General features: G+C 40.7%; 21 protein-coding genes. 1 reads left to right on the plus strand and 20 read right to left on the minus strand.

What is annotated here, in order from left to right:
* Nucleotides 1-6: 6 nt before the first annotated feature.
* From B7725_RS01090 to B7725_RS01170, 17 genes are all read right to left on the minus strand, one after another.
* The gene (locus tag B7725_RS01090) at nt 7-1491 is read right to left on the minus strand and encodes an oligosaccharide flippase family protein (protein ID WP_084874196.1); all 1485 of its coding nucleotides are present in this window, start codon (nt 1489-1491) and stop codon (nt 7-9) included.
* A 227-nt stretch (nt 1492-1718) separates the two neighbouring features.
* The gene (tarQ, locus tag B7725_RS01095) at nt 1719-2756 is read right to left on the minus strand and encodes a teichoic acid biosynthesis protein TarQ (protein ID WP_084874197.1); all 1038 of its coding nucleotides are present in this window, start codon (nt 2754-2756) and stop codon (nt 1719-1721) included.
* Nucleotides 2757-2759: 3 nt separating this feature from the next.
* Nucleotides 2760-4217 (minus strand): O-antigen polysaccharide polymerase Wzy family protein, encoded by a 1458-nt coding sequence (locus B7725_RS01100; RefSeq protein WP_084874198.1) that lies wholly within the window; start codon nt 4215-4217, stop codon nt 2760-2762.
* A gap of 15 nt (nt 4218-4232) precedes the next feature.
* Nucleotides 4233-5219: a glycosyltransferase family 2 protein gene (locus B7725_RS01105; RefSeq protein WP_084874199.1), complete on the minus strand. Its 987-nt coding sequence runs from the start codon at nt 5217-5219 to the stop codon at nt 4233-4235.
* Between the two features lies 1 nt (nt 5220).
* Nucleotides 5221-6324, minus strand: coding sequence for a glycosyltransferase (locus B7725_RS01110; protein WP_084874200.1), 1104 nt, complete (start codon nt 6322-6324; stop codon nt 5221-5223).
* Nucleotides 6314-7150, minus strand: a complete 837-nt coding sequence (locus B7725_RS01115) for a LicD family protein (protein ID WP_084874201.1) — start codon at nt 7148-7150, stop codon at nt 6314-6316. The genes B7725_RS01110 and B7725_RS01115 overlap by 11 nt, the downstream gene beginning before the upstream one ends.
* A 145-nt stretch (nt 7151-7295) precedes the next feature.
* Nucleotides 7296-8591, minus strand: a complete 1296-nt coding sequence (locus tag B7725_RS01120) for an LCP family protein (RefSeq protein WP_084874202.1) — start codon at nt 8589-8591, stop codon at nt 7296-7298.
* Nucleotides 8588-9436, minus strand: a complete 849-nt coding sequence (gene pheA, locus B7725_RS01125) for a prephenate dehydratase (protein WP_084874203.1) — start codon at nt 9434-9436, stop codon at nt 8588-8590. Before pheA ends, B7725_RS01120 begins: the two co-directional genes overlap by 4 nt.
* Nucleotides 9433-9909, minus strand: a complete 477-nt coding sequence (locus tag B7725_RS01130) for a shikimate kinase (protein WP_084874204.1) — start codon at nt 9907-9909, stop codon at nt 9433-9435. The genes pheA and B7725_RS01130 overlap by 4 nt, the downstream gene beginning before the upstream one ends.
* Nucleotides 9902-11185, minus strand: a complete 1284-nt coding sequence (gene aroA / locus B7725_RS01135) for a 3-phosphoshikimate 1-carboxyvinyltransferase (RefSeq protein WP_084874205.1) — start codon at nt 11183-11185, stop codon at nt 9902-9904. Before aroA ends, B7725_RS01130 begins: the two co-directional genes overlap by 8 nt.
* 89 nt (nt 11186-11274) lie before the next feature.
* On the minus strand, nt 11275-11613 hold the full coding sequence (locus B7725_RS01140; protein ID WP_084874206.1) for a YlbF/YmcA family competence regulator: 339 nt from the start codon (nt 11611-11613) through the stop codon (nt 11275-11277).
* A gap of 10 nt (nt 11614-11623) precedes the next feature.
* Complete coding sequence (locus B7725_RS01145; RefSeq protein ID WP_084874207.1) at nt 11624-12727, minus strand: prephenate dehydrogenase; 1104 nt, start codon at nt 12725-12727, stop codon at nt 11624-11626.
* Nucleotides 12728-12736: 9 nt separating this feature from the next.
* Entirely contained in the window at nt 12737-13903 is a 1167-nt protein-coding gene (gene aroC, locus B7725_RS01150) for a chorismate synthase (RefSeq protein ID WP_084874208.1), read from the minus strand.
* 9 nt (nt 13904-13912) lie between these two features.
* Nucleotides 13913-14980: a 3-dehydroquinate synthase gene (gene aroB / locus B7725_RS01155; protein WP_084874209.1), complete on the minus strand. Its 1068-nt coding sequence runs from the start codon at nt 14978-14980 to the stop codon at nt 13913-13915.
* A 17-nt stretch (nt 14981-14997) separates the two neighbouring features.
* Nucleotides 14998-15852 carry a shikimate dehydrogenase gene (locus B7725_RS01160; RefSeq protein ID WP_084874210.1) on the minus strand — a complete coding sequence of 285 codons (855 nt, stop codon included), beginning with the start codon at nt 15850-15852 and terminating at the stop codon, nt 14998-15000.
* The gene (gene aroD / locus B7725_RS01165; protein WP_084874211.1) at nt 15842-16519 is read right to left on the minus strand and encodes a type I 3-dehydroquinate dehydratase; all 678 of its coding nucleotides are present in this window, start codon (nt 16517-16519) and stop codon (nt 15842-15844) included. The genes B7725_RS01160 and aroD overlap by 11 nt, the downstream gene beginning before the upstream one ends.
* On the minus strand, nt 16516-17679 hold the full coding sequence (locus tag B7725_RS01170) for a class I SAM-dependent rRNA methyltransferase (RefSeq protein WP_162278988.1): 1164 nt from the start codon (nt 17677-17679) through the stop codon (nt 16516-16518). Before B7725_RS01170 ends, aroD begins: the two co-directional genes overlap by 4 nt.
* A 270-nt stretch (nt 17680-17949) precedes the next feature.
* Between B7725_RS01170 and B7725_RS01175 the strand changes: the two genes are divergently transcribed.
* Entirely contained in the window at nt 17950-19398 is a 1449-nt protein-coding gene (locus B7725_RS01175; RefSeq protein ID WP_084874212.1) for an alpha-amylase, read from the plus strand.
* A gap of 87 nt (nt 19399-19485) precedes the next feature.
* Here B7725_RS01175 and alaS read toward each other — a convergent pair whose 3' ends face one another.
* The 3 genes from alaS to B7725_RS01190 all read right to left on the minus strand — a co-directional run bounded on the left by alaS (nt 19486) and on the right by B7725_RS01190 (nt 23218).
* Nucleotides 19486-22104, minus strand: a complete 2619-nt coding sequence (alaS, locus tag B7725_RS01180; RefSeq protein WP_084874213.1) for an alanine--tRNA ligase — start codon at nt 22102-22104, stop codon at nt 19486-19488.
* A 20-nt stretch (nt 22105-22124) separates the two neighbouring features.
* Nucleotides 22125-22610: an LURP-one-related/scramblase family protein gene (locus B7725_RS01185; protein ID WP_084874214.1), complete on the minus strand. Its 486-nt coding sequence runs from the start codon at nt 22608-22610 to the stop codon at nt 22125-22127.
* A gap of 242 nt (nt 22611-22852) precedes the next feature.
* Nucleotides 22853-23218 (minus strand): DUF3021 family protein, encoded by a 366-nt coding sequence (locus B7725_RS01190; protein ID WP_084874215.1) that lies wholly within the window; start codon nt 23216-23218, stop codon nt 22853-22855.
* Nucleotides 23219-23289 lie beyond the last annotated feature (71 nt).

Genomic DNA, 23289 nt, shown 5'->3' on the forward strand with positions numbered 1-23289 from the left:
CTCCTATTATTTTATAACGCGTTTTTTTAGCGAAATAAAGTGTCCTAAAAATTCATAGAAAATACTATCTTTTGTCCATACTAGTAAGCCAATATAACTGAGTGCAGATAATGCCATAATGATAAATATATTAATAAAGAGTGGCAAGTTGATAACCATTTGTACCGGATATATAAAATTGACTAGGAAGTAAATTAGAATAAATGTCGATGAGAAGAGAGAATACCGTAAAGTATACTTTAGAATGTGCCGTAAGTTGATGAGTTTACGCTTATTGATAAAGAGAATATAAAGAATCAAAAGGAATGTTTCAGATAGCATAGTTGTAATTAGATAATACTCTGGTGTATAGATATCATAAAAATAGAGTAAACTATCTAAAATAAGGTTCAAAATACCCGCAAAAACAGTATAAAGGGTAATTCTTCTCTCATAACCATTTGTAAAGAGAATTTGTGATCCTAGAATAGTATCTAGAGCAAGAATAATCGTACGGACAGCAAAGAGGGAAGTTAAAATACCACCACCTATATATTTTTCACTACCATATACTAAGATAGCTTGGGGTCCCAAAATCATTAAGCCTATACTAAGAGGAATGATAAAGAAATTGAAAATACGACTTCCTCGGTTAACTAGATTTACATACTCCTCTTTCTTTCCTTTTCCAAGATAATAACTTAAACGAGGAACACTAACCCCAATTGCACCTGTAACAACCCCCGCAATAACCGTTACAATTCGTTGTGCAATGGTATAGTAGCTGACATTCACATCAATCCCCGTTTTCACAAGGAATAGACGGTCAAGAAAAGTAAATAACATATTTGCATTTGCGAAAATAAGCATGGCTGTCAGTGGAAGGAAGAACGGTTTGAATTCACTTAGTGAAACTTTTACAAATTTTATATCTCGTTTAATCCAGAAATAACTAATGAGATAGTTAATTAGGGTTGATAGACTCATTACCAGAGTATAAACAACAATATCGTGTTCGTTTTTTACAAATAAAAATATTGATACCAACATGAGAACACGTATGAAAGCTGTTTTATAAAATAAAAAGCTATAATTTTCAAGCGCCTCATTAACCCACTCAATTGAAAAAATCTGAGCAACGAGTTGCACTCCCATTACTAAATAGATCTTTTGAATAATAGGATTAGCTGTAAAGAATAATGGATAGGAGAAAACATACACAAGTGTTGTAATAATAGTACAAGCAACACACAAATAAAAAAGACTAGAGAAAACTTTGTTTAGCTCTTTTTTATTATCTTTCACATTGCTAATGGCACGAAGACCGTAGTTATAAACCCCATAAGTTGCAAAGGGCAAGAAGAAAGATAGGATGGTATCAACAGAGTTAAAATAACCATAATCTGTTCGATCCAAAACACGAGCAACATATGTACCTGTTAAAATGGGGAAAATAATATTTAAAACACGAATCCCCATAAAAGCCAGAGCATTTAATTTTATACTTTTCATTCAATTTACCTCGTTGTTTATTATATCATAAAGTTAGTTAAAAAGGCCTTTTTGATTGAGAAAACTAGTTTCAACAACGCATTTCTATTTCACTTGTTATAAGTTTCCTCTTTGTTAAAAAGCACTAATATCATTAGACTTCCTTTCTACCTTATCGTAGGCATAAAAAAAGAGGACTATCACGTCCTCTTTAAGTATTGAACCTCTTCACTCTTTATGAAGATACTTTATAGATTAAAAGCTATGACTCCTAAAACTGAACGATTTAGATTTCTAACCATCTGCAAGCTTTCTTCAAATTTTTTATAACGAGTAACACCATATTCCTCAACGAATAGAACATTGTCCGTTGCTAAAAGATCTTTTACATTTTGCAAATCTACAAAATGAATACCCTCTATATTTAATTTGTAATTTTCTTGTAATTTCTTTAAGATACGACTATCTGAACTGACAACTGCTAACGGTTGACCTTCACATCTATAACTCAAAAGTTGTGATAGGTTATCATTGGTAGTGATATTTGAAACAAAATCTAGTTGATAGGCCAAAAAGTCGCCTGCACGATTAATTGTCGGATTAAAAATGTAGACAAGAACGTTTCCCATAATAAGGAGAACAACACATAGAACTCCTATAACTGCTAAGCGCAAAACTAGATTTTTAAGATTGAAGCCAACTGTAATTTCACCACTAGGATTTAACTCTTTTGAATTGACTGTTTCTAACTTTTCAATTTTAACATTTGCATAGGTACTCTTAAATTTATCAATTAATGAATCAAACTTGGTCTCGAGAAAATCATTTACCTCTTTACTAGGTGTTAAAATTTTGATACTTACACCTGCGTCATCAATTAATGAATTTACCGTTAATTTTTTAGTCCAGTAGTCACTGGTTGAATTTTTTAGGGCTGACTCTGTCGTATCCAAATCACTAGCAATTTTTTTCATTTTATCTGAATCAACATCATTAAAAAGAAAGGCTCCATTTAGATTACCATCAATCAATTTAGCATAAAAATCACTGTACCTTCCAGCTTGATGGTTCAAAATTACTTTTGAAGAATCCTCTGGAGGCGTAATTTTATAAGTAATATAAGTTGAATAGCTAGATGTATCTTTCACCGTATTTTTGTTTTTGACCGCTGTAAGCGTAAATGGCACAGCGATAATTGCAAACAAAACAATCAAAACTAGCAGATTCATTTTCCGTTTTTTATAGAGATTTGCAAATAGATCCTCTACTGAATAGTGTTCAAACATGAGTTAACTCCTTTTTTGTATTAGATATTGATTTTTTTTAGTAATCATTTTAGCGACAAATAGCATAACAAGAACAATTCCCCAGAATTGCATTGTAAACAGGTTAAAGAAACTTTCCGAAAAGCTACTTCTTGGCATAAAGAAGATATTATTCAGGATTAATAGGGACAAAGTGAATAAGATGGTTTTCGAGCGATAAGCAACTTGCAACATTGCTATAAATAATAAGCCAAGTAGGAGACTTAGTAGGAAAACTCCCATCATACCATAGTCGGTATACAACTCCATGATGTAACTACTACCAATACCATGACCTTTTAAGTATTCCTTGTTTAGGACAAGATAAGATAAGTTATTAGCGTAGCTATTACTATCAATGGCCAATTCAATACTATTTGTTGTATGTTCAAATGGTTTCGCTCCAAAAATAATTCCCAAACTTCCCCTTGCAAAATAGTCAATTATAGGACCAAAGGTGAAATTCCGAAAATCTCTATAAGGGAGACTACTGTTGTATAAAAACCCTCTCGCCAATACTCCAAAACTGGTTCCCTGTTTATAAATAAAATCAAGAAGAATATCCCAAAATCCTGTATGAGAAACTTGCACATTATCTCGCACATAATTAAGAATTCCCATTGCTAACATAAGAATAGGTGATCCAACAAAAATGGCCAATTTCTCTTTGAAGCCAATCCATTTTCCCTTTTCAGTCTGCTCACGCATAAAATAATATACAAAAGCAAATAGAATACTTAAAATGAAAGGATTACGTGTTCCTATTGCTAAATGAATAGTATTTGCGATAATAAAGGACACTAACACTGCTGTCGCGTGTAATTTCTTTGGTTTGGTTGCCAAGTACATACACATCGCATAAACCGTAAATGTCGATAAGATATAGGTAAAATATGGAAGTTGACTCTCAAAATTTGCATAATAGTTGTAATAAGAAGTCTGTAAACGGTAAAGCAAACGTTCAAGTAGTCTTAAAAAGTAGAATGGATAGGTAATCAAAAATACACTCAGTGATACAAAACGTAAGTTTTTTATAAAGTTTGCAGAAGATTCTTGTCTAACTTCTATATCGTGAACTTTCTTTCTGTTAATGTAATAACTAGCAATGAATCCTCCTATTGTCAGTCCCAATATTGAGACCATTACCACCAAAAAAGAAAAGCGATAAGCAATAGGTTGGTAAGTGTCTAAGGCCCCATCTCTAAAGTAATCTATCGTGGGTCTGGATACCAAGAATATAAAAATTGTAATATAAAAAATAAAATGAATTAAATAATATTTTATATTATTCCAGCAAAATAGAAGGCTACTAATCAGCAACAATAGTAGAGTCGTTAAAAGTACGACATTTTCATTTGTAAACAAATAAGTGATGCCACTTAAAATTGTTAAGAAATAGCTTAGAATGGTCTCACAAAGCAATATTCGTTTGCCATCAATCATTTCTCTCCTCCTTTTCTAATTAATTTTTCTTGACTGTTCAATATTTTTCAGTAACAATATTCGATACAATCGTATGTTTAAAAATAGAGCTAAAGCACTAATTCGTCTCCCCATTCTAAAAATAGGATTTTTAAAAACAGAAAAAGCGTGCTTCTTCAAAAAATGATAAATCGCTGAATATTCTTTAATTTCTCTGTAATTCTCTCTCAAAAGCATCTTATCCAGAATAAAGAAGTGGGCATAGGCCAATCTGAAGAAAGCGACCTCCTTCAATTCAGGATAGTTTTTCACAACTTCATTATAAAATTTTTGATAGATATCAATATAGGCTAAATCCTTTTCTGCATAAGGTTTGGTCGTAATGCTATCCCCTCTATGAAAATAGTAATAATAGGGTTTTGTATTCACCACATACTTCTTGGCCAACTTGATTAAATCAAAATGATAATAAGCATCTTCGTAAATCAATCCCTTTGGAAAGGATAGGGCAATTGCAATCTCTCTCTTGATCAGCTTATTGCAGATCGTTCCAGGTATTTTTTCACCTATGAGGTATTCCCTCAGAAATGTTTGAGAATCACAGACAAAATAATCATCCTGATTGGCTGACTGTGGGCTTTCATCATTTGCATAGACATTCATGACACCACAGCTCGAAACATCTGCATCTTCTTGAATTAATTGCTCATATAAACTCTGAATCATATCTGGATGGATATAATCATCCGAGTCAATAAAAATCAGATAATCCCCATGAGCCTGCTTCATTCCATCGTTTCGCGCTTGTGACAGGCCTTCGTTATTTTTATGAAGCACTAACACCCTTTCATCTTGTTCAGCGATTGAATCGCACAAGCGACCACTTTCATCCGTTGACCCATCATCAACAAGAATGATTTCCAGATTTTGATAGGTCTGCTTCTGAATGGAAGCTATCGATTTTTCTAGGTATTGCGCCACATTATAGACTGGAACAATCACACTAATTAATGCAGTTTCCATGCTACTCCTCTAATAGTTTTTCTACTTGTTCGATTTGTTTGGCAATTGTAAATTGTTGAATGAACTGGCTAGCTTCATTAACATCAAAGTTTGAAGCAGAAGTCATATAGTTCGTAATTGCCTGAGCCGCCTCTTGATTGCTCTCAATGATTTGTCCGAATCGGCCTTCTTGGGATAATTCCTCGGCACCTCCGACATCAGTAGAGACAAAAGGGATTCCAAGACTCAAGGCTTCCACATACACTCCTGGAAAACCTTCTTGCTTAGACATAGACAGGAGAACTTTCATCTGAGATAAATACTGATAAGGATTTTTTTGATAACCAAGAAAATGAATATAGTCTTCAAGCTGATACTCTTTGACCTGTTTTTTCAGTTCCTCTTCCATGTCACCAGCACCTATAAAGTAAAGATGGTAGCGTTTCCCTTCTTGGTGCAATAGTCGTATCACTTCCACTACACGGTCAGAACCCTTATTTTCCTCAATACGTCCAATGGTACAGATGCTTTGAGGCGCAATCTCGATATCTATCTTCTCTTGAGATTTTTCTAAAATACTCTTAAAATCGTAACCATTGTATACCGTTTGTAATTTCGAAGAATAATCTGGGTACACTTCTTTGATAGAATTACTGGTCTTTTTTGAAATCCCTACTATGGTATCCGCAGCATCCAACTGACGTCTATGCGATTCACGTTTTGAACTATCCTTTAAGAATTCCTCAATACTTCCATGAATCCAAGATATCTTCTTGACTTCTTTCCGCTCTGAGAACAAGAGCGGTGGATTCATAATCGTAAAAGAAACTTCAACATCATAATCATCTTTTACAAGCAAACGACGAGTCAGCCTTGGAAAATAGATTCTTATTCTCCACAAAAGAGCTCGTAACCATCTTGGTTGACGATAATCCTGAAAAGCCTTTAAAATATGAACATTGTTGGGAACCGTTTCATACCCCTTATCAAAGTGCTCCATTTCAAGAATATCAATATCATACTTCTCTGGATCCAGATTTGAAACAACGGTAGATAGAATCTTCTCTGCTCCGCCTCCAAGAGAAAAGGACCACATGAAAAACAGAATTTTTTTCTTATCCACCATATTCTCCCTTATACTCTGTGTAGCTTTTGTCCATGTCTGCTATAATGGCATCATGATGCGGTACTTGCTTGTCCGCCGGTGGCGGTGTCATATAATCCCCAAAAGCAGTGCTGAGATAGGCATCATAACCGACCGGAATGGGCATCTCTGTTCCTTCGAATGGCAAGAAGAGATTGTCTTCAAAGGATGCGATTGGATATTTGTTTCGCATGTAGCCAGGCCCCGAGCATAATTCTGTGATTCCATCGCTCTCAGCGAGACCATACTTGGTCATTTCTTTTTCAGCTTTTTTCCAAATGCGATAACGTAGAGATTTTGGAGTTAGGCCGAGTAAGATGCGACTTCCCCATTTCATGATAGCACCATGCTTTTCTGGGATGGTTTGGGCGCAAAAGAGTGAATAAATTAAGGCCCAACGAACCTGTTTCTTACGCTCAGCTGGATTTTTAGGATAATAATCCAAAGGCAAAACATCCAAGGCCAAACCGTGTGGCAAATCCAAATCCTTCTGATAAGGCTTAATACAAGTGGTTTCCTTGTCACGAATGGTAATAAAAAGGTTACGGTCTACAAAGTCCTTGTGACTCTTTGACAAGAAATAACGCTCATCTGCATAATGAGGCCACAGTTCTGCTAATTTTTCATAGTCCTTGCGGGGCATGAAAAAGTCTAAGTCATCATCCCAAGGAATGAAGCCCTTATTACGAAGGGCGCCAATAGCTCCTCCTCCACAGAGGTAGCATAACAAATCATGTTCTTTACAAAATGCGACGAAATATTCAGCCATTTCCAGGCTACGAGCCTGAATCGCTTTCAAATCACTCATGTCTCTCCTCTTCTGTCCAATAACGAGTTATATCATTTTATTATACCATAAAAAAGTCTTAAAAATCTATCAGATAGTAAGAAAAACCAAAGCTCAGACCACCATTTCACTAGTGAATCAAACTTTGATTTTCATTTATCGCCTTTTATCTCATCCCCATTTGGGCGAGTTTAGTCCGGTATTTGTTTTGGTCGACAAGTAGACCTTGTCCCCCGTAGACATCGTAGGCATCTACCCAGTCACCAAGTTCTGGGACGGTGAGTCTTTCAATGCCATTTTGAGCTCCTTCTAGGACAGATAAGCCATTAGTCAACAAGAAGCTATATGGTAGATTTGTTGATGTCATGCCAAAGACTTTTCCAAGTGCCTCTGATCCCGTAAAGAGCTTGGTCGGATCTTTGATTTGCTCAAGAATAGCTGACATGACTTGTTGTTGTCTCTTGGTACGACCATAGTCTCCTTCATCATCATCACGGAAACGAGCATAGTTCAGCAAGGTGGATCCATTCATCTGCTGTTTTCCAACTTTGATGGTTTGGGTTGGTGATTCCGTTTCTGTTGCATGTAGGTCATCTCCAACTGTAGCTTCTGTTAGAGGCTGGCCATTTAACGTTGAAAACTTAGCGTCTATAGTCACTCCATCAGGGAAGAGGGTATCAATAGCTGCTGCAAAGGCCTGGAAGTCAACTAGGGCATAGTACTTGATATCCAAATCAAAGTTGTCTTTTAGAACCTTGCGGACCATTTCTGCCCCTTTTTGCCCTTCTTGTTCCCCAAGTTCATAAGCAACATTTAGTTTGTTATCCCTCTGTTTCTGGCCATTTACAATCTTACTATACCCGTCGATATAAACTAAGTTGTCACGCATAAAGCTGACTAGCTTGATCTTTTTATCCGATCCGCTGACATTTAGTACCATGATCGTATCGGTACGGGTTTCTGCACTATTTTGACCGATACGGCCATCTGTCCCCATGACTAGGATATTCACACCGTCTTTGGTATCCTGACCGTTAAAGACCTCTACTTGAGCTGCCTTGGCGTCAGCTGGCTTATTGCTTGGATTGGCCGCTGACTGGAACCCTCGAAGAAACATGAAAATCATCCCTGCAGCCACACATGTAATCAACAGTAAGAACCAAGTCAGTATTCGTTTGAAGCGAATTCTTCTTTTTTTCTTTTTGACTTTAGGCAGAGGAGCTACCTTTTCACGTCTCTTAGATCGACTTCTACTGCCATAAGTCGGAAGATCAATATCTCTACCCCAAGTTTCTTCTTTTTCTTCTTGGTAGAAATGGTGAACTTCAGACTTGGGACCTGTCATTTTTTGTTGCAGATAATCAAACTCCCTCCGTTCACGGTCGTTGAGGTAATGAATATTTTTGAAGAGATAGTCATAACGTAACTGCTCGTGATGACTTAAAGGATTTTCTTTGCTCATTGACTCTCCTTTTCTATATCAGTTATGGTAAAAATCGGGTAGGTTCCCAGTATCTTGTGCTGGATCCCAATGGCCTCTAGTTCTTGTCTGGCAAAATGAACCAGTTCTTTGTCACTATAGTCTATATCGATAATGAAAAAGTATTCTCCCAAGGCTGTTTTAAGGGGGCGACTTTCAATCTTTGTTAAGTCAATCCCCCTCCAAGCAAAGGTCGAAAGTGCCTTGTAAAGAGCACCAGGTAGGTTGTCTGGTAAGGTCAAGGCCAAACTCATTTTTTCAGCCTGTGAGTTCAAAGGAATCTTCGGTATCTCTGCCCCTAACACCCAAAAACGTGTGAAATTGGCTTCCATCTCCTGAATATCCTCTGCAATTAATTCCAAGCCATATTCTTCGGCAGAACTTCTTGGTGCAATGGCTGCATATGGCTGGTCTGGATGTTCTGAAATAAATCGAGCTGCATAGGCAGTACTAGCGGTTACCTCTATTTTAGCATCTGGATAGTGTGCATCAATGAACCTCTTTCCTTGAGCCAGAGCCTGAGGATGAGAAAAGATCTTTTCAATTTTTGAGTGACCTGGAACCACCATCAACTGCTGGTGAATAGGCTGGACGATTTCTGCAACTGCTTGGATACTAGCCTGATGAAAAAGGTAATCCAATGTTTCATGAACACTACCCTCGATAGAATTTTCAACTGGCACCAAAGAATAATCCACCAAACCTTGCTCATAAGCTTTGATAACATCTGTGATATTGGCAAAAGCCTGCAATTCCTCTTTGGGAAAGGCTGTCTGCACAACATGATGCGAAAAAGATCCCTTGGGACCTAGAAAGGCAATTTTCATCTCAGCTCCTCTATAATTTCCTCTTGGCTTAGCTTGGTCACATCTAGAACCCGACTGGCTACTTCCTCATACCGAGCCTGTCTTTCTTGAAAAATCTCTCGCAACTCTTCCTTACTGTTGTTGAGAAAAAGTGGCCGTCGATTGTCTTTATCAGCTGCGATACGTTGGTAGAGGGTTTCAAAATCTGCTTTTAGGTAGATGTTATCAGGATTGGTTTTGAGCAAGTCACGATTTCTCTGAGAAATGACAACTCCTCCGCCAGTTGACACAACGTGATCCGTTTTTAGTAAGTCAGCTAGCACTTCTGACTCTACTTGACGAAAGGCCTCTTCTCCCTTTTCAGCGAAAAAATCCGCAATGGACATGCCCAAACGTTCCTCGATTAAGGCATCCATATCGATGTAGTCTGGGTCCAATCCTCTAGCGATTGTCGACTTGCCTGCCCCCATAAATCCGAGTAATACCTTAGCCATGAATCAAGCTCTCCAAATCATCAAAGAAGCTAGGATAGCTGGTATTGATGGCTTCAGCACGGTCAAGTTCCACTTCTCCATCTGCAACCAAGAGGGCTGCGATGGCTGTCATCATTCCGATACGATGGTCACCAAACGTATTGACTCTAGCGCCATGAAGGGTTGATTTCCCTTTGATAATCATCCCATCTGCTGTAGGAGTGATATCCGCTCCCATACTATTTAAAGCATCTGCCACCACCTGAATGCGGTCGGTTTCCTTAACCTTGAGTTCTTCAGCATCCTTAATGACCGTTACACCTTGCGCTTGGGTCGCTAGAAGGGCAATAATAGGCAATTCATCAATCAAGCGTGGAATCAAGGCTCCACCAATCTCTGTTCCTTTCAGGTCTGAAGACTCGACAGTCAGCGTTGCAGATTTAGCGATTGGGTCGATTTCAGTTATTTCTAATTTTCCACCCATGGCACGAATGACATCAATAATACCTGTACGCGTTTCATTGATGCCCACATTCTGCAGTACTACACGAGAGTTTGGAACAATCAGACCTGCGACCAACCAAAAGGCTGCACTGGAAATATCTCCTGGAACAACTACCTTTTGTCCAGTCAGTTTTTGCGGTCCTTGGACTGTGATTTTCTTGCCATCCACACTTAAATGACCACCAAATTGCTGAAGCATATCTTCGGTGTGGTTACGAGTACATTCTTTCTCGAGAATAACGGACTCCCCCTGAGCCTGCAAGGCTGCAAATATCAAGGCAGACTTGACTTGGGCAGAGGCGATTGGCAACTCATAGTGAATTGGTTTTAGGTTTTTAGTACCTTTCAAGTGCAGAGGAGGCAGGTCTCGCTCTGTTTGACCAGAAATGCTGACTCCCATTTTTTTCAAGGGAAGGGTCACACGGTCCATAGGACGTTTGGATAGACTGTCGTCTCCAAACATCTCTACTTCAAAATCTGCCCCAGCAAGTACACCTGAAATCAGGCGAATCGAGGTGCCAGAATTCCCCATATCCAAGGCGTTCTGCGGAGCTTTTAATCCATCCAAGCCTACACCTTGAATGGTAATAACCCCATCTTTGTCCTCAATTTCAACACCAAGATCACGAAAAACCTGCATGGTTGAGAGCACATCCTCTCCACGCAGAATATCATAAACCTTAGTCTCGCCCTCAGCCAAACTTCCAAAAATAATCGAACGATGGCTGATAGACTTGTCACCTGGTACCCGGATACTGCCATGTAAGTGGCGAATGTTTGTTTTTAGTTTCATAGTTGACCTCATACTTGCAATACTTTTCTTATTTTATCACAAAAAAGCCAGAAATTCCTGAAATTTCTGGCTTTTATACAGATAAAATACTATTTCAATAATTCTGAAACAGGTTCAAAGACAATTTTTTCAATGTCTGAAAGGTAAATGGACAATTGTTGCTGTTTGGCAAAGAAGTCCGACAAGAGGGCATTCCCTTGAATGAGATTGCTGAAAGTTTGCATTTTTTCTTGGAAAGAAGCATCTGGCATTTGTCCTGTTTGCGCCATGACTTGGATTTCTTGCTGGAAGGCGATATAGTCTGCAAAAATCTTGCTAGCTTGTTCATCAGCTTGGATGGCATCTTTGGCTTCCTTAACCGCCTTGTATTCTGATAATTCGCGTAATCCGCGACTAAGTTCATTTGCAGTATCGTAAATATTTGACATGGTTTTCTCCTTATTTGATGACGACTGTGTAGTCCGTATTTTCTGTAATTAAGCGCTCAGCTCGTTCTAAATCTTGAGCATTTTTAAAGGAAATTTGTAGAATCCCGTGAATATCCTCACGGTTTTCTTCGTTGATGTGGATATTAACCAAAGAAGTCCCACGAAGTAATTCCAAAATTCGCAAGATAACATCTTCTTCATCGGGAACGTCGACATAAAGATCATAAGAACTGTCCACTCCACCACGCTTATGGATTTCCATAGCCTGACGTTGCTCACGCGCCTGATTGAAAAAATTCCAAATCTGCTCTTCTTCCCCCTTGCTAATAGCCTGACCAATCCCATCTAAGCGTTCCTTGAAATCCTCAATCCGCTCTAGGATAGTTTCACGATTGGATAAGAGAATAGAAGTCCACATACCTGGTTCACTCTCTGCAATACGGGTCATATCTCGAAAACCACCCGCCGCAAAGCGCCTTGCCATCTCATGTTTTTCAGTATAGACTGCCGTCTGCTCCATGAGACCTGATGCCAAGATATGGGGGAAATGGCTAATCTGAGAAGTCACCCGATCATGCTCCTTGGCATCGATCTCGATAAAACGAGCATGAAGGCCTGAAAGCAGATCCTTCATTTCCTCAAGTGTGTCAGGACTTGTCAGGCTCGAAGGTGTGAAGATATAATAGGCATTTTCAAAAAGATTGACATCCGCAGAAGCAGCCCCTGTCTTGTGGCTACCAGCCATGGGATGGGCCCCGACAAAGCGAATTGACTTGCCAGCCAAGTATTCCTCAGCAACTCCCACAATGGCTGACTTGGTTGAGCCAGCATCCGAGATAATGACGCCTTCTTTCAAGTCTAAATCTGCCAGCTCCTTAATAAAAGCAATGGTCTGCTTGATTGGCAAACTGAGGATGATGATATCTGCCAGAGGAGCATAACTGGCAAAATCATCCGTCGCACGGTCAATCATCCCCCGCTCCAAGGCAATATCTCTAGAAGCCTGACTGCGATTATAACCTAGAATTTCGTAATCGGGATGATCGCGCTTGATACCAAGCGCCATAGAGGCTCCAATCAATCCAAGACCTGCTATATAGACTGTTTTTGTCATAGGAACTCCTTAATAGTTCTTTGCGTACTCACGGTGTTTGGCTACCGCTTCTTTTAATTCCTCTAGGTTGTCAGATGAGAATTTTTCAAGGATTTCTTGCGCTATAACTGTTGCCACAACAGCCTCCATGACCACACCTGCTGCTGGAAGAGCGGTGGGATCACTTCTCTCTACAGTTGCCTTGTAAGGTTCGTGGGTTTTGATATCCACACTCATGAGTGGTTTGTATAGAGTAGGAATGGGTTTCATGACACCACGGACAACGATGGGTTGCCCATTGGTCATACCGCCTTCGAAACCACCTAGATTGTTGGTACGACGAGTATAGCCGTCTTCTTTAGACCAGAGAATTTCATCCATAACTTGGCTGCCTTTACGGTAACCTGCCTCAAAACCAAGACCAAATTCCACCCCTTTAAAGGCATTGATAGAAACAACTGCTTGGGCCAATCGCGCATCCAATTTTCTGTCCCATTGAACATAAGATCCAAGGCCAACTGGAACACCTCCGACGACTGTCTCCACAACCCCACCGATGGTATCACCGTCACGTTTGATTTGGTCAATATAGTCCTTGATTTCTTGTTCTCGTTCTTGGTTGACAATAGAAACTTCAGACTGGGCAGCTCTTTGCTTAATCTCAGCGACTGTTAGATCTTCAGGAACATCGATTTCCTTGCCACCAAAGACAACAACGTGATTGGCAATCTCCATATCTAGCTCAGCTAAGAGACGTTTGGCTACTGCTCCAACGGCTACTCGCATGGTTGTTTCACGAGCTGATGAACGTTCCAAAGAATTTCGCAAATCATCAAAACGGTACTTGATACCCCCAACCAAATCGGCATGACCTGGCCGAGGATGAGTGATTTTCCGTTTGCTTTTAAGGCGGTCTTCAATGTCCTCAGCAGACATGATATCCAGCCATTTTTGGTGGTCTTTATTGACGACATCCATGGTAATAGGAGCCCCAGTCGTCTTCCCATGGCGGACACCCGAAGTAAAGACAACCTGGTCACTCTCAATCTTCATACGACCACCACGCCCGTATCCGCCCTGACGACGTTTCAAATCCTCATTGATGTCCTCTGCTGTCAAAGGAAGTCCAGCAGGAATTCCTTCAATGATAGCTGTCAGACGGGGTCCGTGTGATTCTCCTGCAGTTAAATATCTCATAGGTTCTCCTTATTTTACCAAGTAGTCTTTCATCTCTTCTAAGGAAACAGGGTGAATGGTCGCCGAACCAAGCTCTGGCACCAAGACCAATTTCAAGGTGTTTCCACGCGCTTTTTTATCATGAGTCAAAGCCTGATAAAGTTTGTCAACATCCCAGTTTTCATAGTCAACAGGGAGGCCAAATTTCTGACACATTTCCGTGATGGACTGGGTCATTCCTTCTGGCATGAGGCCTTTCTCCTCAGCAACCTTGGAAATCTGCACCATTCCCATGGCTACGGCTTCTCCATGCATGACCTTGCCATAGCCGGCAGTCGCTTCAATAGCATGACCAATAGTGTGCCCAAAATTGAGGTAAAGACGAACACCATTGTCCAACTCATCCTCAACTACCATCTTGCGCTTAACCTGACAAGAATGTTCTATCAAAGTCTCTGCTTGTTCCAGAATGCTCTCAACAGAACCATCCAGGTCCGTCAATATTTGCCAAAGTTCTGGATCCTCAATCAAGCCATACTTGATAACCTCACCCATTCCTTCAATCAGCTCTCTCTTTCCAAGTGTTTCAAGTACAAGTGGATCAATCAGAACCCCATCAGGTTGGGCAAAGGTCCCCACCATATTTTTAGCAAATGGAGTGTTGACGCCTGTCTTACCACCGATAGAAGAATCAACCTGGGCTGTCAAACTAGTCGGAATCTGAACAAAGTGAATACCCCGCATATAGGTAGAAGCTACGAAACCAGCTAGATCCCCCACGACACCACCACCAAGAGCCACGATTCCATCGCTACGAGTCAACCCCTGCTTAACTAGAAACTCATAGACTTTCTGAACAGTGGTTAAATTCTTTCTTTCTTCCCCTTCTAAGAAATCAAAAACAGCTACCTGAAAACCAGCATCTTCTAGGCTGAGCTTAACCTTCTCTGCATAGAGAGAAGCTACATGGTTGTCGGTTACGATAACCACTTTTTGAGGTTGCCAGAGTTCTTTCAACCATTGACCAGCCTGAGCTAGACAACCTTTTTCAATCTGAATATCATAAGGATGATGCGGAATATCGATTCTGATTTTCATAGTAGGGTCTCCTTTTACTATTTATATTTTTCTGTTAAGGACTGCCAAATCTCGTCTGTCGGCATTTCTTTACCTGTCCACAATTGAAAAGCTTCAGCAGCTTGATAGAGCAACATTCCCAGACCATTGACAGCTGGATTGCCCTGGCTTCTAGCCCATTTCAAAAACGGCGTTTCAAAGGGTTGGTAAATAATATCTGCGACCAAGAGAGCCTCTGGCAAATTGATGCTTTCTGGAACTGGGGACGACTGACCATCCATTCCCACACTAGTCGCATTGACGAGCAGGTCCGACTCGGCAATCCTTTCCTGCAAGACAGAAATATCTTCTAAAGCATACAAGTCTACTTTAAATCCTGTCTGTTCCTGTATCTTGGTCAGATAAGGTCTTGTTTTTTCCATGGAAACTGAACGAACAAAGACTGAAATCTGACTGACGCCATCCAAAATAGCCTGTGCCAAAATGGATTTGGCCGCGCCACCTGCTCCTAGTATGGCCATCTTTTTACCTGAAATTGTAAAAGAAGGCAAGCTCTTAAAGAATCCCTTGCCATCTGTATTATATCCAATTAAATTGCCATTATCATTGACAACGGTGTTGACTGCCCCAATCAAACGAGCCTCATCACTCAACTCATCCAGATAAGGAATCACTTGCTCCTTGTAAGGCATAGACAGGTTGATGCCAAACATCTGGTAACGGCGAATATTAGCGACTGTTTCCGTTAAGTCCCCTGCTTCGATTTCCCAAGCCACATAGACACCATTGGTAGCAGTCGTCTCAAAAGCACTATTGTGGATAAAAGGTGAGATGGAGTGTTTAATGGGATTTGCAACGACAGCCGCCATACGTGTGTAGCCATCAAGCTTCATCCAAAATCTCCCTGATTTTTTTCATGTTTGATAGAGAAATCTGACCTGGGGCACTCGCTTCATCTAGACTAGCAAAGGACCAACTCGAACCCGTCACATCTGAAGTGATACGAGATACCTTGCCCATTTTCCCCATGGAAATGGTCACGTAGTCTTGTTCAGGATTGAGTGTTTTAAATCCTCGTGTGTAGTTCATCAAGTCTAAAACATCTTGCTCCGTGTGGGCCATGACAGATACCTTGACCACTTTTGGAGAGAGACTGGTCAACTCAGACAGGATTTCCATCATGTTTTCAGGTGTCTTCTGGAAATTATGATAGCTCAAAACCAGATTTGGAAAATCCAACATTTCCTCAAATACATCCTTGTAGCTGAAATACTCAAAATCTACATAATCAGGCTGATAGAGCTGAGTAACTTCCTTGATGATTTGAACATACTCTTCTGAGGAGAGTTCGATTTCTCCTCCCTCAGCGCGAGTCCGAAGGGTAAAGACCAGTTCGCGTCCTGCAAATTTCTCAAAGATAGCGGGTGCTACCTGTAAAATAGCGTCCTTTGCAAGAAAGTCCGCACGCCACTCAATGATATCGGCATCTTCATACCTAGTGGCATCCAGTTCTTGCGCTTCTTCTAAACTTCTTGGCATTACTGAGACGACTAATTTCATTTACTAACCTTCATACTAATCACCTTGAGGTAATTACTGCTTTCATCTTTTTTATTATAGGCAAAGTCAGCTGGAAGACCATATTGGTTCAGGATCTGATACCTTCTTCCTGCAAAACCTTTATCAATTTGTTCTGTAAATTTCTGGCGGGAAACATTGGCAGCATTAGTACTGGCAATGATAATCCCTCCCGGATTTAAAATCTCTAGGCTCTGGGAAATCAACTTGTGATAATCCTTCGCCACAGAAAATGTTTGTTTTTTATTGCGGGCAAAGCTCGGCGGATCAAGAACAATCACATCATAGGTCAGTCCTTTTCGCTTAGCATACTTGAAGTATTCAAAGACATCCATAACAATAAAACGATGATTGTCCGTGCTGAGTCCATTTGCCTGAAAATGAGCTTCTGATAGCTCTCTGGACCGTTTGGCCAAGTCGACAGAAGTGGTCTCACTCGCGTCTCCCATAGCTGCAGCAACAGAAAAGGCAGCCGTATAGGAAAACATATTGAGCAAGGATTTGCCCATGGCTAGACCGTCAACCAAACTCCCACGAACCTCATGCTGGTCTAGGAAAATACCTGTCATCAAGCCATCATTCATAAAGACTTGATAGAGCACGCCATTCTCAAGAACAGTAAAATAGTCTGGCGCTTCCTCACCATAAACATGGGCAGACTCGTAATCTAGACCTTTAAAACGAATCTTTTCGTACGCTCCCAAGACCTCAGGAAAAACTTCCTTAAAAGCCTTTACTATCAACTTCCGAATCTGGTAAACAAAGGAGTTGTACCACGAAAAGACAGCATAATCTCCGTAGAGATCGATAGTCAGGCCACCAAAACCATCCCCCTCTTGGTTAAAAAGGCGAAAGGCAGTGGTCAAGTCATCTTGATAATGAGGCATTCTAACTTCCTTTGCCTTACGAAACAGAGATTCAAAGAAGATTTGGCTAAAGCTAACCTTTTCCTTGCTGACCAACCAACCAATTCCCTTATTCTGTTGAGAAAGATAGGCACTCCCTAAAAACTTCCCGTCTTGACTAAGAACTTCTACTGCCTGATCCGTCAGATCAATATCTGTTAAATCACTTGCTTCCAAAAGAACTAGACCCTTAGCTAGCTTTTTTTCAACACGTCTGCTGACCCTAATTCTATTCATAGCTACTATTATAGCAAATTTTATGACAATTCTCAAAAAAGAAACCGCTTATCCATTTTTACTTTAGTTTACTAAGTGCCATTTTTGTTAAAATAAGTTTACTCAATTTATTTTTTCTCCTAAACATTATTTCTCTAGCAATGGGAAGGAAATAGTGTCTTTAAAAATAGACAATTCTAGAAATGAGTATAGAAAACTGCGCAAACGTTTGCCTAGTACTAAACTTTATGGTAGAATAAAACACAACATTGATAAGCAAGAGGAAAAACAATGCAAAATCAGACACTTATGCAATACTTTGAGTGGTATCTGCCTCACGACGGCCAACACTGGACGCGACTGACAAATGATGCAGAGCACCTAGCCCATCTGGGAATTAGCCATGTCTGGATGCCACCTGCCTTCAAGGCAACCAACGAAAAAGATGTCGGCTATGGCGTTTATGATCTTTTTGATCTAGGTGAATTTCACCAAAAAGGAACTGTCCGCACCAAGTATGGGTTCAAAAAAGACTATCTTCAAGCCATTCAAGCCTTAAAGGCTCAGGGAATTCGACCTATGGCCGATGTGGTGCTCAATCACAAGGCCGCTGCTGATCATATGGAAGCCTTTCAGGTTATTGAAGTAGACCCTGAGGATCGTACCGTTCAACTAAGCGAGCCCTTTACTATCAATGGCTGGACTCACTTTACTTTCGATGGTCGCCAAGATACCTACAATGACTTCCACTGGCACTGGTACCACTTCACAGGTACAGACTATGATGCCAAACGCCGTAAGTCTGGCATTTACCTGATCCAGGGAGACAATAAAGGTTGGGCAAATGAGGAATTGGTCGATAACGAAAACGGCAACTACGACTACCTCATGTATGCTGACCTAGACTTTAAGCATCCTGAAGTCATCCAAAACATCTATGACTGGGCTGACTGGTTCATGGAAACGACTGGTATTGCTGGTTTCCGTTTGGATGCCGTCAAACACATCGACTCTTTCTTTATGCGCAATTTCATCCGTGATATGAAGGAAAAATATGGTCAAGATTTCTATGTTTTTGGTGAATTTTGGAACCCAGATAAAGAAGCCAACCTAGACTATCTCGAAAAAACAGAGGAACGTTTTGACCTTGTTGATGTTCGTCTCCACCAGAATCTCTTTGAAGCCAGTCAAGCTGGAGCAAGCTACGACCTCCGTACTATCTTTACTGATAGCTTGGTTGAACTCAAGCCTGACAAGGCTGTCACTTTCGTTGACAACCATGATACTCAACGAGGACAAGCCCTTGAGTCTACTGTTGAAGAATGGTTCAAACCAGCAGCCTATGCCCTTATTCTATTACGCAAAGATGGGCTTCCATGTGTCTTTTACGGAGATTATTACGGTATTTCAGGGCAATTTGCTCAACAAGATTTCAGAGAAGTTCTTGACCGTCTCCTAGCCATCCGAAAAGACTTGGCCTATGGAGAGCAAACAGACTACTTTGACGATGCCAACTGTATAGGTTGGGTTCGTTCAGGTGCTGAACATCAATCCCCAATCGCTGTCCTTATCTCAAATGACCAAGAAAACAGCAAGTCTATGTTTGTTGGTCAAGAATGGGCTAACCAAACCTTTGTAGATTTACTTGGAAACCACCACGATCAAGTTACAATCAATGCTGAAGGTTATGGAGAATTCCCAGTAGCAGCGGGTTCAGTCAGTGTCTGGGCAACAAAATAAACCTATCAGTTACAAGTCAAATCCAACCGGATTTGGCTTTTTTGTATGCACAAAAAGACCTACCCAAAGGGATAGATCTTTAATGTCTTATAATTTACCTGCTACTGCATCCAAGAGTTCTTGTATTTTCGCTTGGTTGCTTCCTCCTGCCATGGCCATGTCTGGTTTACCACCACCACGTCCATCGACGATTGGAGCCAATTCTTTGACAAGGTTTCCTGCATGAAGGTCTTTTGTCTTGCTTGCTACAAGGACATTGACTTTGTCGCCAATAGCTGCGACTAAGACAAGCACATCAGAATAGTCTTTTTGTTTCCAGTTATCCGCAAAGGTACGAAGGGCACCTGCATCTGATACAGAAACTTGGCTTGCAATGTAACGGTGTCCGTTGACTTCCTTCACATCCTTGAAGACATCGCCTGCGGCTGCGGCTGCGGCTTTTTCTTTCAATTCTGCATTTTCTTTTTGAAGCTGACGAAGTTGTTCTTGAAGTCCTTCAACCTTATGAGGAACTTCCTTGAGTTGAGGTGCTTTCAAGGTTGCTGCGACGGCTTTCAGAGCGTCTTCTTGTTCGCGGTAGGCTTCAAAGGCTTCCTTACCAGTCACTGCCAAGATACGGCGGGTACCTGAACCGATTCCTTCTTCTTTGACAATCTTGAAGAGACCGATTTCAGAAGTGTTGCCAACGTGGGTACCACCACAAAGTTCCACTGAGTAGTCACCAATCGTAACAACACGAACTTCCTTACCGTATTTCTCACCAAAGAGGGCCATAGCACCCATTTCTTTAGCAGTGTCAATATCTGTCTCAACAGTTTCTACTGCAATTGCTTCCCAGATTTTCTCATTGACCTGTTGTTCAATGGCACGCAATTCTTCAGGAGTTACTGCTTGGAAGTGCGTGAAGTCAAAGCGAAGGAATTCGACTTCGTTAAGGGATCCTGCTTGTGTTGCATGGTTTCCAAGGATATTGTGAAGGGCTGCATGGAGCAAGTGAGTTGCTGTATGGTTTTTCATGACACGGTGACGACGATTGGTATCGATGGCCAAGGTGTATTCTTGGTTCAAAGCAAGCGGTGCAAGAACCTCAACCGTATGAAGAGCTTGTCCGTTTGGCGCTTTTTGAACATCTGTCACTGTAGCCACAAGGTTTCCAGCAGCATCCAAGATTTGACCGTGGTCAGCTACCTGTCCACCCATTTCAGCGTAGAATGGAGTCTCTGCAAAGATAAGAGAGGCAGTTCCTTCTGAAACAGCTTCAACTTCAGCATTGTCAGCTACAATAGCCACCAACTTAGAGGGCAATTGACTAGCATTGTAGTTGAAGACACTTTCCACTGTGATATTTTGAAGGGTTTCATTTTGCATTCCCATTGAGCCACCCTTGACAGCTGACGCACGCGCACGTTCTTGCTGTTCTTTCATGGCTGCTTCAAAACCATCGCGGTCTACTGTCATCCCAGCTTCTTCAGCGATTTCTTCCGTCAACTCAACTGGAAATCCGTATGTATCATAGAGTTTGAAGACATCTGAACCAGCGATAACGCTTTGTCCTTTAGCTTTCAAGTCAGCTACAATGGTTTCTGCAAAGTGTTGACCTGAGTGAAGGGTACGAGCAAATGACTCTTCTTCGCTCTTGATGATTTTTTCGATAAAGTCACGTTTTTCAAGCACTTCTGGGTAGTAGCTTTCCATGATTTTTCCAACAGTTGGAACGAGTTTATAAAGGAAAGGCTCATTGATACCCAATTTTTGACCATGCATAGAGGCACGGCGGAGAAGACGACGAAGGACATAACCACGACCTTCATTTCCAGGAAGGGCACCATCTCCAATCGCGAATGAAAGCGAACGGATGTGGTCAGCAATAACCTTGAAGCTCATGTTGTCGCCATCTTGGTCATAAACCTTACCAGACAATTTCTCCACTTCACGGATGATTGGCATAAAGAGGTCTGTTTCAAAGTTGGTCTTAGCCCCTTGAATCACCGCTACCAAACGCTCCAAACCAGCACCCGTATCAATGTTCTTGTGTGGCAATTCCTTGTATTCGCTACGAGGTACCGCAGGGTCAGCGTTAAATTGTGACAAAACAATGTTCCAGATTTCGATGTAACGGTCGTTTTCGATATCCTCTGCAAGCAGACGAATACCGATATTTTCTGGGTCAAAGGCTTCTCCACGGTCAAAGAAGATTTCAGTATCAGGTCCAGAAGGTCCCGCACCGATTTCCCAGAAGTTGTCTTCGATTGGGATCAAGTGGCTTGGGTCCACTCCTACTTCAATCCAGCGGTTGTAAGAATCTGTATCATCTGGATAGTAGGTCATGTAGAGTTTGTCTTTAGGGAAGTCAAACCACTCTGGGCTTGTCAAGAGTTCATAAGCCCAGGTGATAGCTTCATCACGGAAGTAATCCCCAATAGAGAAGTTCCCCAACATTTCAAACATTGTATGGTGGCGAGCCGTTTTTCCGACATTTTCGATGTCGTTGGTACGGATAGCTTTTTGCGCATTGGTGATACGTGGATTTTCAGGTTTGATAGTCCCGTCAAAATATTTCTTAAGGGTTGCTACCCCAGAGTTGATCCACAAAAGAGTTGGGTCGTTTACAGGAACCAAGCTGACTGATGGTTCTACAGAGTGGCCTTTGCTTGCCCAGAAATCTAGCCACATTTGGCGAACTTGAGCACTAGATAGTTGTTTCATAATATCTCCTTATTACTTGTTTAATTTGATTGGCTTTCCAGCATCTCCACATAGTCAATCGCGACACAGAGGGAAATGACTAGGTCTGCATAAGAGTCTTCATAGACGGTTACGGTGTAAGTTGAGGTCAAATGGAAAATCTCTTTTCGAATCTCGGCGACAAGCTGATCACGATCATCTAGCAATTTGAAATTCAAATCCCAGATATTGCCCTCGATACGAAGTCCTAGATGATCAAACTCATACTTATCTCGAAAGAAGGTCAACTTCTTACGAATGACGAAATTGAAACCGTTTCGTAACTGGATATTAAAGCGAGGAAGTAAGGTGAAAAATTCTTTACTAATCTCACTGACTTGCTCACCATAGGCGTCATAGATGGTAAAGGTCTTAGGAATTTGGAAGAAAGATCCCTCCACCTGATAGTTTACCACTCCTCTATCATCCTTGATATCGAAGCGTTCGCCTCCAAGACGAAACTTTTGTTTCACGAGAAATGTCTTCATAAACACCTCCAAAAATCAAAAGACAAGTCCATATCACGAAGGGCGAAAAACCGCGGTACCACCTTCATTCAATGAACTTGTCATTCTCTTATTCTTATGCAATTGTCTGATTGAGTAGCATGATTTTCTAGCTTAGATGGCTCGCAGCACCGCCAATTCTCTGGGCTAAAACAACTGAAAATCAATTCTCAACTCTAGTATTATATCGTTTTTGAAGGAGTTCGTCAAGGTTAATGCCCAACTCATTTCTTTAGAAGTTTCCCAAATATTATATAGGCGATAAGCCACAAGAAACTTCCAACCAATAAGAATTGACCTAAAACAATGAGATAATCCAAAATTGAGACCAACTTATACCATCCACTAAATAGAAGACAGGGAAGAACAGTAAAAAGCATAATGATAAAATGTATAATAGATTGTTTAAATAGCGACCATTTTTCAATTTCATAGATTACCGAGGCTGATGCTATCGACGTAGCAATAATACCAACCAAAAATGTACTTTTAACCTGAAAAATATCAATCCCTTGAAGTCTTATAAAAATTGCTAAACTGGTCATAATGACAAAAGGAATAATTCCTCTAAAAATAGCTTTTTTAATCATAACTACTACCTCAATTATAAGCTAAAATGCCTTTAACTCTATCGAAATTATAGCATAATTAAGTATATTTT

The organism is Streptococcus oralis subsp. tigurinus, from assembly GCF_002096275.1.
Lineage (GTDB): Bacteria > Bacillota > Bacilli > Lactobacillales > Streptococcaceae > Streptococcus > Streptococcus oralis_CN.